19 protein-coding genes are annotated in these 16,071 nt (G+C 37.0%); 4 read left to right on the top strand and 15 right to left on the bottom strand.

The features are described from left to right. Positions 1-4 precede the first annotated feature (4 nt). Positions 5-631 (top strand): AlbA family DNA-binding domain-containing protein, encoded by a 627-nt coding sequence (locus AC3ITD_RS07380; RefSeq protein WP_489365386.1) that lies wholly within the window; start codon positions 5-7, stop codon positions 629-631. A gap of 138 nt (positions 632-769) precedes the next feature. After that, positions 770-2,125 carry an MATE family efflux transporter gene (locus tag AC3ITD_RS07375; RefSeq protein ID WP_489365384.1) on the top strand — a complete coding sequence of 452 codons (1,356 nt, stop codon included), beginning with the start codon at positions 770-772 and terminating at the stop codon, positions 2,123-2,125. Positions 2,126-2,191: 66 nt separating this feature from the next. On the opposite strand, the gene AC3ITD_RS07370 is transcribed toward AC3ITD_RS07375, so the two are convergent. The 8 genes from AC3ITD_RS07370 to AC3ITD_RS07335 all read right to left on the bottom strand — a co-directional run bounded on the left by AC3ITD_RS07370 (position 2,192) and on the right by AC3ITD_RS07335 (position 8,436). Continuing rightward, positions 2,192-2,926 carry a hypothetical protein gene (locus AC3ITD_RS07370; RefSeq protein ID WP_489365382.1) on the bottom strand — a complete coding sequence of 245 codons (735 nt, stop codon included), beginning with the start codon at positions 2,924-2,926 and terminating at the stop codon, positions 2,192-2,194. Between the two features lie 38 nt (positions 2,927-2,964). Continuing rightward, positions 2,965-3,648, bottom strand: coding sequence for a pseudouridine synthase (locus tag AC3ITD_RS07365; RefSeq protein ID WP_489365380.1), 684 nt, complete (start codon positions 3,646-3,648; stop codon positions 2,965-2,967). Positions 3,649-3,671: 23 nt separating this feature from the next. Further along, positions 3,672-4,574 carry a histone deacetylase family protein gene (locus AC3ITD_RS07360; protein ID WP_489365378.1) on the bottom strand — a complete coding sequence of 301 codons (903 nt, stop codon included), beginning with the start codon at positions 4,572-4,574 and terminating at the stop codon, positions 3,672-3,674. Beyond that, the gene (locus tag AC3ITD_RS07355) at positions 4,574-5,434 is read right to left on the bottom strand and encodes a bestrophin family protein (RefSeq protein WP_489365376.1); all 861 of its coding nucleotides are present in this window, start codon (positions 5,432-5,434) and stop codon (positions 4,574-4,576) included. Before AC3ITD_RS07355 ends, AC3ITD_RS07360 begins: the two co-directional genes overlap by 1 nt. A gap of 3 nt (positions 5,435-5,437) precedes the next feature. Continuing rightward, positions 5,438-6,733: a kynureninase gene (gene kynU / locus AC3ITD_RS07350; protein ID WP_489365374.1), complete on the bottom strand. Its 1,296-nt coding sequence runs from the start codon at positions 6,731-6,733 to the stop codon at positions 5,438-5,440. Positions 6,734-6,798: 65 nt separating this feature from the next. Further along, positions 6,799-7,287, bottom strand: a complete 489-nt coding sequence (locus tag AC3ITD_RS07345; protein ID WP_056849020.1) for a pyridoxamine 5'-phosphate oxidase family protein — start codon at positions 7,285-7,287, stop codon at positions 6,799-6,801. 53 nt (positions 7,288-7,340) lie between these two features. Next, positions 7,341-7,946 (bottom strand): DNA-3-methyladenine glycosylase, encoded by a 606-nt coding sequence (locus tag AC3ITD_RS07340; protein ID WP_489365371.1) that lies wholly within the window; start codon positions 7,944-7,946, stop codon positions 7,341-7,343. A 10-nt stretch (positions 7,947-7,956) separates the two neighbouring features. Further along, a complete protein-coding gene (locus AC3ITD_RS07335) occupies positions 7,957-8,436 on the bottom strand; it encodes a GAF domain-containing protein (protein ID WP_489365369.1) in 480 nt (159 codons plus the stop codon). Between the two features lie 114 nt (positions 8,437-8,550). Between AC3ITD_RS07335 and AC3ITD_RS07330 the strand changes: the two genes are divergently transcribed. Beyond that, positions 8,551-9,252, top strand: coding sequence for a DUF3291 domain-containing protein (locus AC3ITD_RS07330; RefSeq protein WP_489365367.1), 702 nt, complete (start codon positions 8,551-8,553; stop codon positions 9,250-9,252). 2 nt (positions 9,253-9,254) lie between these two features. After that, the gene (locus AC3ITD_RS07325; RefSeq protein ID WP_489365365.1) at positions 9,255-9,506 is read left to right on the top strand and encodes a hypothetical protein; all 252 of its coding nucleotides are present in this window, start codon (positions 9,255-9,257) and stop codon (positions 9,504-9,506) included. A gap of 337 nt (positions 9,507-9,843) precedes the next feature. Here AC3ITD_RS07325 and AC3ITD_RS07320 read toward each other — a convergent pair whose 3' ends face one another. The 7 genes from AC3ITD_RS07320 to AC3ITD_RS07290 form a co-directional block, all read right to left on the bottom strand. Then, complete coding sequence (locus tag AC3ITD_RS07320; RefSeq protein ID WP_489365363.1) at positions 9,844-10,182, bottom strand: Dabb family protein; 339 nt, start codon at positions 10,180-10,182, stop codon at positions 9,844-9,846. Positions 10,183-10,269: 87 nt separating this feature from the next. Further along, the gene (locus AC3ITD_RS07315; RefSeq protein WP_489365361.1) at positions 10,270-10,767 is read right to left on the bottom strand and encodes a glycine zipper domain-containing protein; all 498 of its coding nucleotides are present in this window, start codon (positions 10,765-10,767) and stop codon (positions 10,270-10,272) included. 128 nt (positions 10,768-10,895) lie between these two features. Then, the gene (locus tag AC3ITD_RS07310; protein WP_489365359.1) at positions 10,896-11,621 is read right to left on the bottom strand and encodes a Dph6-related ATP pyrophosphatase; all 726 of its coding nucleotides are present in this window, start codon (positions 11,619-11,621) and stop codon (positions 10,896-10,898) included. After that, on the bottom strand, positions 11,611-12,297 hold the full coding sequence (locus tag AC3ITD_RS07305; protein ID WP_489365357.1) for an SIR2 family NAD-dependent protein deacylase: 687 nt from the start codon (positions 12,295-12,297) through the stop codon (positions 11,611-11,613). The genes AC3ITD_RS07310 and AC3ITD_RS07305 overlap by 11 nt, the downstream gene beginning before the upstream one ends. Positions 12,298-12,391: 94 nt before the next feature. Further along, positions 12,392-13,336 (bottom strand): ABC transporter substrate-binding protein, encoded by a 945-nt coding sequence (locus AC3ITD_RS07300; protein ID WP_489365355.1) that lies wholly within the window; start codon positions 13,334-13,336, stop codon positions 12,392-12,394. Between the two features lie 132 nt (positions 13,337-13,468). Further along, on the bottom strand, positions 13,469-14,059 hold the full coding sequence (locus AC3ITD_RS07295; protein WP_489365353.1) for a DUF6580 family putative transport protein: 591 nt from the start codon (positions 14,057-14,059) through the stop codon (positions 13,469-13,471). A 92-nt stretch (positions 14,060-14,151) separates the two neighbouring features. Continuing rightward, a complete protein-coding gene (locus AC3ITD_RS07290; protein ID WP_489365352.1) occupies positions 14,152-16,035 on the bottom strand; it encodes a TonB-dependent receptor plug domain-containing protein in 1,884 nt (627 codons plus the stop codon). Between the last annotated feature and the right edge of the window lie 36 nt (positions 16,036-16,071).

Raw genomic sequence — 16,071 nt, 5'->3', positions numbered from 1 at the left:
TGACATGCCGAGTATAAAAAGTTTAATTCTACAGGGTGAGGGCGTTATGCTCGATTTTAAAAAAACAATTACCAACACTCAAAAAATTGCTAAAAGCTTAGTTGCTTTTGCTAACAATAAAGGCGGAAAATTATTAATTGGTGTGGCTGATGATGGCACCATCAAGGGCGTAAAATCAGAAGAAGAAGAGAAATATATGATTTTAACTGCTGCTCATCAGTTTTGCAAACCAGCAATAGAACCTTTTTTTGAAGAGATTTACGTTGATGATAAATTGGTTTTAATTGTCAATATTCCAGAGAGTGATCTTAAACCACATTACGCCCTGGATGATCAGAACAAATGGTGGGCCTATATTCGTATAGACGATAAAACTGTTTTGGCAAGTAAAATAATTGTCGAAGTATTAAAAAATGACCATAAAGATCAGGGCGTCCTCATTTCTTATTCTGATAACGAAAAAGTCCTGTTACAATATTTAGCTGATCATGACAGGATTACACTGAAAGAATTTAGCAAACTTTTGAGGTGCTCCTATCGAAAGGCGCAGAAAATTCTAGTGAACCTGATACTCACGAATGTGATAAAACCTTACACGTCAGAAAAAGAAGAATATTTTGTAGCGGTATAAAAGCGTATCCGGAAACTTTCAATTTGTTCCTTCAACATTATCTCTTATTAAATTTCGCTGTTATCGCAGAGCAAATCTTATAAATTAACCTCTTATAGATCTCTTTTTAAAGTTTAAAAAGCCGACCTTTGCAAACTTATGTTTTCTAAAATTTACGCCAGATACAAACCTTACTATAAAGAAAATGTCCATTTGGCCCTCCCAATTGTGGGTTCCCAAGTTGGCCATACTTTGGTACACATGGCCGATAGTGTTATTGTTGGGCACTTTACTGATACAACCCAGCTTGCTGCTGTATCATTGGTAAACAGCATTTTTATTTTGATCATGGTGATAGGCTTAGGAATATCTTATGGCTTAACGCCTTTAATTGCTCAGGAAAATGGTCGCAAGAATGAAGAAGAGTGTGGAAAGTTATTATCCAATAGCTTAATCATCAATATAATTGTCGGTATAGTACTTTATATATTGGTGCATTTCGGTGTTTTGCTTGTCATCGATCATTTGAATCAAACTCCGGAGGTTGTTTTTTATGCGAAGCCTTACTTAGGCTGGCTCTCTATATCTATTATTCCATTACTTATTTTTCAAACATTTAAACAGTTTGCAGAGGGTTTAGGCTTTACCAAACAAGCCATGTACGTCTCTATCTGGGGTAATGCGCTCAACATCACCTTGGGTATCATTTTCGTAAAGGGAATGTTTGGCTTAAAGCCAATGGGTGTTAGCGGTGTAGGTTTAAGCACCTTTATTGATCGTTTTTTAATGGCAATAGTGATGGGTATTTACGTTTTAAGATCTCCTCATTTCAAAAAGTATCTGGTCAATTTTAAAATTACATTTATTGATAAAGTTACCGCTGTCAAGATTATAAAAATTGGAGCACCCGTGGCCATGCAATATTCGTTCGAAATTAGCGCATTTAGTGGTGCGGCAATATTAATTGGAACAATCGGTGCAACTGAACAGGCCGCTCATCAAATCGCTATTAGCTTGGCTGCAATGACTTATATGATTGCGAGTGGAATTGCATCGGCGGCGACAATCAAAACGGGAAATAATTTTGGAAAAAAGAGCTTCAATGATCTCCGTAAATCTGCAATAGCCAGTTATCACGTTATTCTGCTGTTTATGAGCTTCACAGCAATAATTTTTGTAGCAGCCCACCGGGTGATGCCTTTTATTTATACGAACGATTTAAAAGTTGTAGGGATTGCTGGGCAACTGCTTATTATCGCTGGCTTTTTTCAGTTATTTGATGGAACACAGGTTGTAGGTTTGGGTGTACTACGAGGCATTGGCGATGTTAATATGCCAACACTCATTACATTTTTAGCCTATTGGGTTGTAGGTATACCTGTTGGTTATCTGCTTGGTTTTACTTTTGGCCTGGGCGTAAATGGAATATGGTATGGATTAACGTTCGGATTATTAACTGCTTCTATGCTGTTGTTTTGGAGATTTCAAAATAAAACCAGAGAATTGGCTGGTTAAAAGCTTCATGTCTAAAATTATAAGGTTTGAAAAAATAGCTTTAACATTTCTATCCTACTAAAACCACTATTTACCCCCAACGTTTACCACTACACCGATAGTGAAAATAGAATTCCCGGCAGACATGTAATCTCTATTCTTTAAGCCAAAATTACTGCTAGTGGTATATTGTAATTGAATATTTTTGCTCAAGCCCATTCTTGTAAAAAAGATAGGTTCGAAGAAAATATTATCTTCTTTAGGCTGTACTACCCCATTCAAGAAGAACCGGTCCATCTTAACATGGCTTATCCGAAGTGCCGTTCCATAATTAATCGGAAATTCTTTACCAAACAACCTGAAATTATCTTTCTTTTTTGAACTATAATTGATCTGAAGAAACGATTTTCGGTAATCAACTTCCTGCAACTCACTGCTCACTAAAACATCATTCTTGTAATCCCTAAAGGTGATATCACTCCAACCCTTGCCAACACCTGCATAAATCTCAATAATTCGGTTATTATCTGGTCCGAAGGTATCGAAATAGCCGCCGCCTATTTCAATTAGCTTGTGGCCGAAATCTTTTGATTTTCGTTCATTATTCATTCTTGAGCCACTGAAAAGGACTCCTATGTGATTTGAAACTGCATAAGCGCCGTTAATACTAGCATTGCCTTTTAGGGAAATATGCCCGCCGCCACTAAATTCACCTTGTTTGCTTAACATGGGCGTATTGGGTACATTGGGCATATAAACTGAAGAACAACTGCTGGCAAAAAGCGCTAAAATTGGGAAAGCTAAACGTAAGTATTGATTCATAGATGATTTATAAACAGTTTTTAGGGATAAAAATTGTGTTAAAGTTCCATTTTCATAAAACTCATCACTCTTTTAAATTCTTCGTGCAGATCGGCCGTTAAATGGATTTTTGTCGAAGTTTTGGGATGGATGAAACTCAATTCCGATGCATGTAGCAACATGGTTGTCATGTTCCAATGTTCTAGGAAAAGTTTATTTTGCTTGTTGCATCCATGTGTTCTGTCTCCTATTATCGGGTGTAAAATATGACTAAAATGTCTTCGCAGTTGATGCATTCGCCCGGTTTTCGGAGTAGCCTCTACCAATGAATACCTGGAGGTTAAATGTTTTCCGAAAGGAACATTAATCTCGGCATGTGATAGGGTTCTAAATGAAGTATAAGCATCTTGCATCGTTCCGTTCTCTTTAGCTAAAGGATGATCAATATTCATTGCTTCTGGTGTAAAACCTCTAAGAATAGCTAAATATTTTTTTTCTGTTTCTGCATTCATAAATTGTTGATGCATAGCGGTTTCAGATTCCTTATCAAATGCAAACAATAAGATACCACTTGTTTTTCTATCTAACCTGTGCACAGGACTGACGTGTTTCCCAACCTGATCTCGCAGCATTTGCAGCGCAAATTCTGTTGCATCTCTGGCAATTGAAGATTGATGCACCAATAAACCATGAGGTTTATTAATGGCAATCAAATGTTCATCCTGATAAATAATCTCCAACATTCGGCGAAGATAAGGATATTGCTTTAACTAAATAAATCAAAAGCTAAACGATAAGTATTGCAATGCGCATCTACAATATCTTTAATGTCGGTAGAATAACCGCCCCCCATACTCACCTGTAAGGGGATGTTATTATTTTTACAGGTCATGAGTACCATTTTATCCCGTTCTTTACAAGCAGCTTTACTTAATGACAACTTTCCTAATTTATCGGTAGAAAGTACATCAACTCCAGATAAATAAAATACAAATTCCGGTTTTGAGCGCTCGAAAGCAGACTTTAAATTCGTTTCTAGTAACGACAAATAGGCGTCATCTTCAATATTATCATCAAGAGGTACATCTAGATCTGAAGTTTCCTTGCGGAAAGGAAAGTTTTGATCTCCATGCATAGAGAAAGTAAATACATTTGGGTTATTCTGAAAAATTTCAGCTGTGCCATTACCCTGATGAACATCTAAATCAATAATTAATATACGGTTTGCTATTTTTTTGTTTAACAGATAATTAGCAGCAATCGATTGATCATTTAACAAGCAAAAACCTTCTCCCCAGTTACTACCTGCGTGATGCGTTCCGCCGGCTACGTTAAAGGCAATTCCATTTTCAATTGCAAACCTGGTTCCATCAATTGTACCTTGTGTAATATGCAATTCTCTTTCAACCAATTGAGCATTTAATGGAAAACCAACCCTCCTCTGATCTTTTGCAGATAGCGTTAAATCTCGAAGCTGTTCCCAATACGATTTTTCATGTGATAGAAGAATGATGTCTTCTGCTACCTTCTCTGGATAAAATAAATTATCCTTTTCAATCGTCCCTTCATGTAACAGTTGTTCTGGAATCAATTCGTATTTAAGCATCGGAAATCGGTGACCTGCCGGTAGCGGGTGAGCATATAACGGGTGCCAGGCTATTTTAATCATTAACTCAAAATTTCCTCAACGTGTTTCTCGATATTATTTGATATTTTATCTACTGGTAAGTCATTAGGATCATAACCAAATGGGTCTTCTATCTCTTCAGCTATAAGCTCCAAACTAGCTAATACATAGAGGATAAAGGGGACGATTAAGACCAAATAATATCCTAAACTAAAAACCCAACCTATTGGAATGGTGAGCACGTATACAAAGATGAATTTTTTAATGAAAACACTATATGAAAATGGAATTGGCGTGTTTTTGATACGTTCGCAGCCGCCACATATATCGGTAAATTGGTTTACATCGCTGGTAAGCACAATCAGCTGTTCTTGAGTAATCAAACCTTGTCTTGTTAAGTCATACAGTCGGGAAATCATACTGCTTGCGATTTGATTTGGAATATGCTTACTTTCTTCTACCTCAATCAGGAAACTGTTTTTACCAAAATATTTCTTCTCACGAAGATGCTCTTTTAATGCAAAAGCATATTTGGGAATACCATATTCAAAAAATCTAACTTCATCATTTGGCAATTTGAGGGCTTTAATTTTCATCGCAAAGTTGCGACTAACGTTTGTTAACGAACCCAGGAGTCTTCTTCCTTCCCACCATCTGTCATAAGAGGTATTGGTGCGAAATACCAAGAGCATCGAAATTACAAAGCCCAACAAGCTGTGCATCATACCGATATTGCTTACGTAATCACTTTTTGAAAGTTTGAATATATTAAGCTCAAGAAATGCTACAAAGGCAGAAAAAATTGCCATGCTGATCATCAAGGGCCATAACTTTCGAAAGGTATCACCCTTATGAATGTGAAAAATAAATGTAAACCAATCTTTCGGATTATAGTGGATCATAAGTTATATAGCTTTTAATACCTTTTTAGATACTTCAATAAGTGCCTTTCCTGTTAAATAAATATCTTCGAAGGAATTGTACAAAGGAATCGGGCTTAAGCGTATTACATTTGGTTCACGCCAGTCGCCAAGGATACCGGCGTCCACTAATCCATCAAAAACTTCCTTTCCATTATCTTTTGCAATGATAGAAAGCTGTGCGCCACGATCTTTAGAATTCTTCGGTGTAATGATTTTAAACTGTTCGGCATTTAATTCTTTATTCGCCTCATTGATAACGAATTCTAGATAATTAGTTAAATCTATACTTTTGTTTCTCAGGTTATCAATATAGCCTGCCTTTTCAAATATTTGCAACGATGCATGGTATAAAGCCATTGGCATTACCTGAGTACAACTCACCTGCCATCCATCTGCTCCGCTTTCAGGGACAAAGCCTTTTTCCATTTTAAAACGCTTACTTTCCTGATAACCCCACCAACCCGCAAACCTGTTAAGCTTGTCGTTTTCAAAGTGTTTTTCATGTACAAAAATCCCACTAATTCCGCCTGGGCCAGAGTTTTGATATTTATATGAACACCAACAAGCAAAATCTACTCCCCAATCATGAAGTTTAACAGGAACATTACCTGCGGCGTGTGCTAAATCCCAACCTACAATTGCGCCAACGTTATGCCCGGTTTTAGTAATGGCTTCCATATCATACCATTGTCCGGTGTAATAGTTTATTCCGCCGAAAAGCACTAAAGCTATTTCGTCCCCATTTTCGGCTATCTTAGCCAATATATCTTCGGTTCTAAGCGTATCTTCTTCCTCACGAGGGAACACTTCTATAATTGCATCATTAGGATCGAAGCCATGAAATTTTACCTGACTCTCTATTGCGTACTGATCAGAGGGAAATGCTCCACCTTCCATGATAATCTTAAACCTTTTTCCTTTGGGTTGATAAAAACTGACCATCAACAAGTGTAGATTAACAGTAAGGGTATTCATCGGACAAACCTCTGCTGGCGATGCGCCAACAATTGGTGCCATCAGCCGTTTAAGCTCCTTATGATAAAACATCCAAGGCTCTTCACCATCAAACCAACCTTCTACCGCATAATTTGCCCAATTATCCAATTGATTGTTTAATACCTCTTTAGCAATTTTAGGTTGAAGTCCTAAAGAATTGCCACACAGATAGATAAATGACCTGTCTTTATACTTTGGAAAAAGGAATTGGGCTCTGAATTCTTTGAGCTGGTCTTTCTGATCTAAAGCATTCGCAAAAGCTAATGTATTTTCTAATTTCATTGCCTCAATAATACAAAAAAAGCAGGTATTGTTTCCAATCCTGCTTCCTGTAGATGTATTTTAAATTAAAATTTAATCGTGTCGTGCTTACCTAAATCCGGTGTATCTCCTGTCACAGCAGCTTTCAAGATACTAAATAGCACTACAATTTTTGAAGATGATGAATCCCAATACTCAGCTTCAGCTGGTGTAACTTTTATAAGAATCAATCTAGGATCTTCCACCCCGTCTGGAAACCATGCCTTAACAAATGGAGAAAAGTATGCTTCTTTGCGCACCTGATCATCAACCAACTCTGCTTGTCCTTTTACTGTTAGATACGTGTTTTTGGATGGATCGCTATAAGCCAGCAGCACATTATTTTCCTTTGAAATTTCTTTAGATTTTAATGAATATTCGTTCGTGAAGAACCAAATACTCCCATCATCTTCAATCTTTGCGGTCCCCATTGGTCTGCTGCCAAGCTCATCGTTAGCAGAAAAAGTGGTGAACATACAAGTGCGAACACTTTCCGCCATTTCTTTTAATATCGCTATATTTTTTTCGTTTTTCATGATTTTAGATCTTTGAAAGAAAACAGCAGGAAGGATGAAATGTTTGACTGAAGCTAGATCTTATTTGGTTTGCTCACGTATTTATTGCCCTTAACGAAGAACCGTAGTGGAAGTAGAGCATGTTCTTCAGCGTAGGCAATGCCTACCCTGGGCGTTGTTGCAATCTCCTCGTCGTGAAAAGTAATCTGATGGTCTTCTATCCAAACATCATCTCCGGTTAGATATTTAGCATTGAAAGAACGGTCAATGCCGAGCGCCTTGGAAGCCGAGCCTGGACCAGAGGATATGGCAGCCTTTATATAAGGCATATTGCGGCGTTCTTCCATAATCTCCTTGCCTATTAAAGGCTCAATTGCCCTGATTAAGATTGCATGAGGATCGTTAATGTTGGCGCTTACTACATTAAAAAGGTTATGCATGCCATAACATAAATAAACATATGCAATGCCGCCCCTGGCATACATTGTTTCTGTTCGGTTCGTTCTTCTGCCACCATAAGCATGCGAGGCTTTATCTTTGATACCGAAGTAAGCTTCAGTTTCTACAATGGTGCCTCCAGAAATATTACCGTTAACATTAGTAAATAAAACTTTACCTAGTAAATCTTTTGCCAATTTAACGACATCTTCACTGAGGTAATATTCTTCAGGTAACTTCAATTCAAATAAACTATTGATTTAACAAAATTGATATAACTTGCTCTAAATAAACTTGGTCTGTTTTATCAAAATGACTTAAAAATTCACTATCAACATCCAGCACACCGATTACTTCATCACTTTTAATTAGTGGCAATACAATTTCTGACTTTGATGCGGAAGCACAGGCAATGTGTCCCGGAAAGTCATCAACGTTAGGCACTATCAGCGTTCTATTTTTCTCCCATGATGAACCACATACGCCTTTACCTTTCTTGATTCTAGTACAGGCCACAGGACCTTGGAATGGTCCTAAAACAAGCTCATCGTTTTTAACTAGGTAAAACCCTACCCAGAACCAATTAAACTGTTCCTTTAATGCAGCGGCAACATTCGCCATGTTCGCCACGAAATCTGTTTCTCCCGTGAGGAGAGCTTCGATTTGAGGAATTAACGATTGATACTGCTCAGCCTTCGTAGCGGTTTTGATGATAGTTAAGTCTTCTGCCATGGATCAAAGTTAAAAAGGTTTTTGTTGATTTTTACTTCATCAATTGATAATGACAAAAAATTGAATGAAGCACAATCTTAATTTTATTAGTTTTGAAGCACATAATTCTTCAGTATGATTGTTGCCTTAACCATTACCAAATTTAATAGGATTACCATACCATTCGCATTTTTAGGAATGGCGATTTTAAGAATCCCTTTATGGTTGAACAACAAATGTAAATTCTGGAAATTAATGGGCAGCGGCAAAGATGCCCAGGTCGACTTACCACCAGACTTTAGACATTGGGCGATCTTAACAAATTGGGAAACTCGGGACGATTGCGACGGTTTTTATAAAAAATCTTTGCCGATAAAATGGTTCCGTTTATTTGGATCAGAAGAGTTTACAATATTACTTAACCCTTTATCTTCACATGGCTTATGGTCTGGAAAACAACCTTTTGTTGTTAGTAAAGATCCGATAAAATCGACTGATAGAATTGCCGTAATTACCCGAGCGGCTATTAAATTCAGCAAGGTTAAAGATTTTAGGAGTAACATTAAAAGAGCGGCAGCAGCGATGAGAAAAGCAGACGGCTTTATCTTATCGGCCGGAGTCGGTGAAAATCCATTCTTAGACCAAGCCACGTTTTCCATCTGGACAGATGCACAGTCCATGAAAAATTATGCTTATAAATCCCATGACCATTCTGACGTAATCAAACTGACTAGAGAGCGGCAATGGTACTCAGAAGAGTTATTTGCCCGATTTGAAATTATCGAAACCAGCGGAACGCTTAATGGCTTATCAATTACAACTATAAATAACCTTTAAACATGAGAGTAATCGCAGAACTTCCACATCCGGAATGTAAGATTAGCATTTTTGCCATGAATCAAAAATACATCGTAAAATTTGAACAAGGAACTTTTGAGCAAAGCTATAAACTTGCAGAGTTAGATTTGAGTGGCGGCGGTGTTAATGATGTTTTTGAAATCTTAGATGAAGAGTTTATTGCGTCGGTGGTAGATCGGTTTAAAGTAATGCGAAGTGATTTCACTTCAGCTTATAAAAGATATCAATTTTAAACCCGTAACTATTTGGTAATTAATAGTATAATAATGAATTCAAAATTATATTCTGGATATTCTGCCATTTTTAACTATTATAAAATGCTTAATATAAATTTAGAGTTGAGATTAGTATGGATAATTTATTGATTATAAGATAATTAACACACTAAACAGAATAAAATTTTGAGTGCTTATTTCGCCAAATTGATGGGATATCAGTCATTATCATTGGTATGATTCGTTATTATAATAAAAAAGACCTTTATCTACTTAATGTGGATTCAACCTCCAGTGTTATGCCTGAACGTAAAACTTTTTTGAAGATATAAACCAATAGATTACGCCTGGCAATTCATGAATTAATGATCGTATCATGAACCACTACCCTATACCAGTTTTTAGAAAATTTCTCAACTGCATCTAAGTGAGTCGCATCTTCCTGGTAAGCGTTATGATCTTCGATACTATCAAAGGTGATTGTTAATGAGTAGGTGAAAGAATTGTCCGTCACTGATCTTGTGGGTGTGCTCGCCGCTAATCCATAGTGTAAGCTTTTAATCAATTTGATAGACTTTAAACTCTCGAAAAAATTAGTGAAGTCATTAATTTCTTTGGTTGTCAACTGTGGCTTCAGCCAAAACAATACGAAATGTTGAATTTTTTGTTTATTGAGTTGGGTATTTTCTATCATTTGAAAGGGATTCTAAAGTTTGAAATTATATAGGCATAAAAAAAGCGACTGTGATAAGCCGCTTTAAAGTAAATATTATTTTTAAAATTACTGTACTCTACCTGATTTTTTATCTTCACCTCTGCCGATTAGATAACCGCCACCGGCTCCAACTAAACCACCAATAATAGCGCCTCTACCTTTTTTCTTATCAATTAAAGCACCACCAACTGCACCAGCTGCACCACCTATAACGGCACCCTTGGCGCCATCGCTCCAGCCTTTTTTCTTAGCTGTTGGTTGTGTACCACCATAAGAACTAGAACTGCTACCACCTGAACTCGCATAAGAACTTGATGATTTAGATGATGCCGCACCAGCTCTTCTAGCTTCTGCTAATTCAGCTTGATGTTTAGCTTCTTTTTCAGCTTCTACTTTAGCTGTTTCGGCTTTTTTAAAACTATCTAAACGTAAACTATCTTTAACTGCTTTTATGGCAAGTTGTTTTTCTGCCTCTTGCTGTTTTAAAGCAGCTTCCTCTTTTGCTTTATTGTTACAAGCAAACATTACTGAACTCAATGCGATTACTACGAATATCTTTTTCATAACTTTTTGTTTATATGAATCTTGTTTTGCTACCTAACCTCACAAAACAGGTTTCATTGGGATGTGTATTTTAGTTAATTACCTGTACTAAAGAAAAAATGATGCCAAAAAGTTTTAATTAATAAAAATTAATTTAATAAATCGATGTACCAGAAGCCGATAGTCGGAGATTTTGATGCTGCATGTTCTTGATCAACATCATCTGTTTTTGGTGCATTATAGGTTCTAATAACCTTATCGCCTAGCTCGAATGGGATTTTCTTTTTAAAAATAGGGCCTTCGAAAGCAAAAGTGTGAAACTCTCCATTTTCGCCACAGGGATCAATGACTGATGGTAAATTAGAAATTAAAACTTTGGTAATTATTTCTCCACAAAAAGCTTCTAAATTTTCTTGTGCGCAAACAATGATGGTTTTATAGTTCAAGTTAAGAAAGTCATCAATCAGTTGAGTGGTATCTGTTTTCCATAGCGGAAAAATGGCTTTCAACCCAACTTCCGCTAGTTTTGATTCACGATAGCGGCGAAGATCTTCCAAAAAGATGTCTCCAAAAATGGAATGCGTAATACCCTCATCCTTAAATTTTGTTAAGTGAGTATGCATCACCTGATCATAGCTTTCCATGTCAGGCATTTCACCTAAACGAATTTGATATAGTGGAATGCCAATACTTTCGGCCTGAGCGATAAGCAAAGATTCTCTAACGCCATGCATCGAAATCCGGTTATATTGTTCCGTAACCGTTGTAACGAGGTATTTGATTTCTATTGAAGGATCCTGAAGTGCATAATGAAGCGCCAAAGTACTATCCTTCCCTCCGCTCCAATTAAAAATGCAAAGTTTTCTATCGTTCATTAATTAGGATTTCCTTTAGTTGAGCAACGCCCTGAACAGCATTCGCTTCAATCTTGACTACATTTCTATACCTTTTCACATTAGGTATTACGGGATCAATAATATATTTGATAGCTTCGGCGGGAACAAAATCGATTAAACCAGCGGCGGGATAAACTGCCAATGAAGTTCCAATCAAGACGAAGATATCTGCTTGCTGGCAAATATCAGCGGCAACTTCAATCATAGGCACGGCTTCGCCAAACCATACCACATGCGGACGAAGCTGAGAACCCAATTCGCATAACTGGCCCATTTTTAAGTCAGATCCGTCTATAGAATAAGTAAGATCTTCCCGTAGATCTGATTGTGATTTTGTGATGATGCCGTGAAGATGATGCACCTTAGTTGAACCGGCTCGCTCATGTAAGTCATCAATATTTTGCGTAATAATTTCTATATCAAAATCTTGCTCTAGTTCAGCTAAGAGCTGATGCGCTCTGTTGGGTTTTGCTTCGATTACCTGCTTTCTTCGCTCGTTGTAAAATTGCTGCACCAATTCAGGATTACGCTCCCAGGCCTCTGGAGTTGCAACATCATAAACATTATAGCCTTCCCATAAGCCATCAGCATCCCTGAATGTTTTTAATCCACTTTCTGCACTTATTCCTGCACCAGTTAAAACAACTATCTTCATAAACTAATATTAAAATTATTGGATTGGAATGATTTGGCCGACTGTAGATGATTTTTAACGCTTCTTCTCTGCGTAGGAGAATAGTCGTTTAAATTTAAAATGCCCAAGATTGAAACGTCTTTGATTCGGAAAGATTGATAAATTTCACTGCGATTGACTCGTCGGCTTTAAAGATCTCCGGGTGAAACATACAGGCCAATGATTCTATTCCTTCAACCAATGTACCGATGCTGGGTTGTGTAAACATGTCAAAATCTGCAATGTAAACCTGATTTTGTTTTACGGCTGTTAAGTCTGGCCAATTTTTTTTTGCTAGAAGTAGATCTATTTCGGCCAAAGTTCTTGTTTTATCAAAACCGCAAGGGGCGATTACCAATACTTCAGGATTGTATTTTACGACTTTATCCCACTGGGTTACAATTGAATCTCCGGCAGGATTGGAAAGCATATCTACCCCGCCGGCAGCTGCAATTTGAAAAGGAATCCAATGGCCACAGTTGTAGATCGGCTCAATCCATTCCATTAGCATCACTCGTTTTAAAGGCGCTTTATTTGCCCGTAGTTCATCCAAAATAAAGTCGGTTTTCTGTTGAAGATTGGCCAAGTACCTTAAAGCAACTTCTTCCTTCCCTAAAGCCTTTGCAATAGTTATGGCACATTCAAAAACATCCTGAAGGTTATTTGGCGACAATGGAACGAGTGTCGGTTTTTTAGACAGCTTCATTACAGCGGTCTCGGTACACACAGTATCAATATTGCAAACCTCGCATATATCTTGTGTAAAAACAACATCGGGAGCAATGCTTTCTAAAAGTTCATCATCAACCCAATACAAACTTTTACCTTGTGCTTTTGAAGCGGAGAAGATACGATCGATTTCGATACTCGAATAATTTTTACCCTCTAACACACATCTTACTACTTTAGGTTGATCTGCAGCCTCTTTCGGGCATTCAAAAGTTACCCCGTACAAGTATTCTTGCAAACCCATATCGTAAATCATTTTGGTAGCAGCTGGTAAAAAGGAAACAACTTTCATTGGATATAAGATGTATTAGTAGAGAATGGATGATTTTTTTTCAGATGGAGCTTATCCAACGGGAAAATATAAAGTTAAAAAAAATCCTCTTTTGAAACAGATCAAAAGAGGATTAACAAAAATATTGAGAAATTAAATGCTTTGCTTCTGCATTTTAAGGACCGGATATTTTGATTTCAATATTTCAAAGGCACCAAAAATAATAGCACCGTAAATTAAAGTTCCTTCTAAAAACCTTATTTCAAATGGAATTGCTTTAACCAGGCAGCTCCAGTATCCAGCTAACGTTTGTGGATATGATGGATTTTGAAACCATACTCCAAAATCGGTTACAATCCAGTGAATAAAAACAATTGCCAATGCAGATGAGAGTAATGAGACTACATTTATTTTTTTCAATAAAACTCTTCCTACCAAAACCATCAAGGCGAAAGCAAGATAGGTCCAATACCATCCTTCATATAAAAAACCATTACTGTATTTGCTAAAAATTGTACTGGCTAAAATAAAATCGCTTAAAAACAAGCTCACCAATGGAAAAGCAAAAGCCTTTGCATGATCTTTAAAGTATGCGCCACCAAACAGCGCTACCGCTCCAATAGAAGAAAAGTTTGCAAACTGAAGCTCATCTGAGTTAAACGTTACCAGTAAACGAAACAAAGTAATTACCAAGATGATTAGTAACAAAATGAGGTTACGTGGATTAAATTTCAAATTCGACATATATTAATATATAGTAATTAGTATAAAGTATTTAGTTATTAAGACAAGTTGCTTGTGTACGAGTTTTTATCACAACACAAAGTTAAATTTTATTAGCGGATATTAAAACTTAGGCCTGTATTAAAATTGAAACCCATTGCACTGTAACCGATGATTTCATTATAGTTTTCATTTAAAATGTTTTTAGCATCGAAAAAGATTTTAAGACGTTTTTTCGCGAACGCATATTCTGCATAAGCATTTAACAACTTGTAGCTTGGCAATGTTTCTACAACATAGTCCGTAAAATTACCATCCGTACGTGAACCAAAGTACCTCAAATTGGCATTAATGAATAAATTATCAGTTGCCTGAATACCTGTTGTAATGCCAAAAGCGTGTTTAGGTCTTCTAAAAAGAAAATCTTCCACTTTATTATTTACACTGTTATACTCGTTTCCATCAGTAAAAGCATAATAACCATTAAGGGTAAATTTCCATATTTTAACTGCTGGCTCAATTTCAAAACCTCTTACTTTTTGACTTTCCTGATTAATGTACCCAACTGCGAAATCGTAAATGATCGCATCTGTTAAATCGCGTTTGAAAGCCGCTCCACGCAACGAGAATTTATCATCAGCTAAACTTAGATTAAAACCAGCTTCATAGTTCTGAGACTTTTCTGGTTTCAGGTTTAAATTTGATCCGTATTGCCCGAACAGCATATTCAGTGTTGGAATTTTAAAAGCTGTTGAAACCGTACCGAATAATTTTAGTTCTTTAATTACATTAATACTCGGTGTAATGGTGTAAGTGTAGTTTTCACCATATTGCTCGTGTTTGTTATAGCGACCGCCAACTTCTAAATTGAAGATACTTAGATCATGCAAAAAGAGTGAGCCGTAAGCGGCAAAAATATTACTCTCCGGTTTGTTGCCTGCCGAGGATAGCCTCATCACCCTGTTATCAATGCCTACCAATAAATCGAGTTTATCTCCAAGCTTTTGGTTATAAAATAAATCAAGCAAACTTATTCTTCCAGCACCAACACTTTCATATGGAAAACCGTCAAAACTACTTAAGGTATTGTTCGAAGTGCTTTGGTAACTATAATTTAAATTGATCTTGCCCGTTCCAAACTCGTATTTGGAATTTACACCCCCGCTAAAATTTTTCAGCAGTGAATGGTTGGCTGCTATTCCATCAGTAAAAGCAGCTTCATCAATTTTGTAATTACCTTCAAAATATCTGATAAAAGGATTAACAGAAAAATGTTGATCCAACTTTATTCCGAAGTTTGCATTTACCCCATCTGTCTTAAAGCCATCTTTATCAAACGCTGTATTATTTTCCACTGGGTTTGCTGCTTCAGATATCCCATCCGTTTTATGATGGGTGTAGTTTATATTATAGGTAAAAGCATCAACACTGCCATTTAAGCCAATTGTACCTTTATAAGCCTCGTAACTGCCTGCACTGGCTACACCGTAAATTGTATTGCCTTTTGGTCCGCCTTTTTTGGTGATAATATTGATTACCCCAGCAATGGCATCAGAGCCGTAAATAGTAGACTGGCCGCCTCGTAGAATTTCAATGTGATCGATTTGATCGATAGCAAAAAGGCGAAGATCGAAAGCGCCGCCGTTTCCCGAGGGATCATTCTGAACGATTCCATCAATCAATACAACAGCGTAAGCACTTCCCGCTCCGCGGAAAAAAACTGATTTGTTAGCACCAGGATTACTTCCTGAACCTGCTACAATAATACCGGCTTGTTCGCTAATCAATTCTGGAAGAGATTTGCCCTGACTGCGATCCAATACTTCCCTACTGATGATACTAACCACTTTACCTGTTTGTGATTGTTTTTGATCATTCTTGGTGGCAGAAATTACCACATCTTTCAGTTTCAAGGTATCCTGTGCCTTAACTGATTCACCAATTGCGATTTGCCCCAAACCTAAGCCTGCGGCAATTAAAATTTTTGTTTTGTTCATTTGATTGTGAGTTTTGCCCACAGCCAGCAGATAGAA

The sequence above is a fragment of the Pedobacter sp. KH_004 genome, from assembly GCF_057840755.1.
This window is presented reverse-complemented; position numbering and strand designations above follow the sequence as displayed.

Coding starts and splice junctions, on each gene's coding strand:
- AC3ITD_RS07375 (WP_489365384.1), top strand. CDS start 770: ATGTTTTCTAAAATTTACGCCAGATACAAACCTTACTATAAAGAAAAT.
- AC3ITD_RS07315 (WP_489365361.1), bottom strand. CDS start 10,767: ATGAAAAAGATATTCGTAGTAATCGCATTGAGTTCAGTAATGTTTGCT.
- AC3ITD_RS07305 (WP_489365357.1), bottom strand. CDS start 12,297: ATGAAGATAGTTGTTTTAACTGGTGCAGGAATAAGTGCAGAAAGTGGA.
- AC3ITD_RS07300 (WP_489365355.1), bottom strand. CDS start 13,336: ATGAAAGTTGTTTCCTTTTTACCAGCTGCTACCAAAATGATTTACGAT.
- AC3ITD_RS07360 (WP_489365378.1), bottom strand. CDS start 4,574: ATGATTAAAATAGCCTGGCACCCGTTATATGCTCACCCGCTACCGGCA.
- AC3ITD_RS07290 (WP_489365352.1), bottom strand. CDS start 16,035: ATGAACAAAACAAAAATTTTAATTGCCGCAGGCTTAGGTTTGGGGCAA.
- AC3ITD_RS07355 (WP_489365376.1), bottom strand. CDS start 5,434: ATGATCCACTATAATCCGAAAGATTGGTTTACATTTATTTTTCACATT.
- AC3ITD_RS07320 (WP_489365363.1), bottom strand. CDS start 10,182: ATGATAGAAAATACCCAACTCAATAAACAAAAAATTCAACATTTCGTA.
- AC3ITD_RS07370 (WP_489365382.1), bottom strand. CDS start 2,926: ATGAATCAATACTTACGTTTAGCTTTCCCAATTTTAGCGCTTTTTGCC.
- AC3ITD_RS07310 (WP_489365359.1), bottom strand. CDS start 11,621: ATGAACGATAGAAAACTTTGCATTTTTAATTGGAGCGGAGGGAAGGAT.
- kynU (WP_489365374.1), bottom strand. CDS start 6,733: ATGAAATTAGAAAATACATTAGCTTTTGCGAATGCTTTAGATCAGAAA.
- AC3ITD_RS07335 (WP_489365369.1), bottom strand. CDS start 8,436: ATGGCAGAAGACTTAACTATCATCAAAACCGCTACGAAGGCTGAGCAG.
- AC3ITD_RS07295 (WP_489365353.1), bottom strand. CDS start 14,059: ATGTCGAATTTGAAATTTAATCCACGTAACCTCATTTTGTTACTAATC.
- AC3ITD_RS07345 (WP_056849020.1), bottom strand. CDS start 7,287: ATGAAAAACGAAAAAAATATAGCGATATTAAAAGAAATGGCGGAAAGT.
- AC3ITD_RS07330 (WP_489365367.1), top strand. CDS start 8,551: ATGATTGTTGCCTTAACCATTACCAAATTTAATAGGATTACCATACCA.
- AC3ITD_RS07365 (WP_489365380.1), bottom strand. CDS start 3,648: ATGTTGGAGATTATTTATCAGGATGAACATTTGATTGCCATTAATAAA.
- AC3ITD_RS07325 (WP_489365365.1), top strand. CDS start 9,255: ATGAGAGTAATCGCAGAACTTCCACATCCGGAATGTAAGATTAGCATT.
- AC3ITD_RS07380 (WP_489365386.1), top strand. CDS start 5: ATGCCGAGTATAAAAAGTTTAATTCTACAGGGTGAGGGCGTTATGCTC.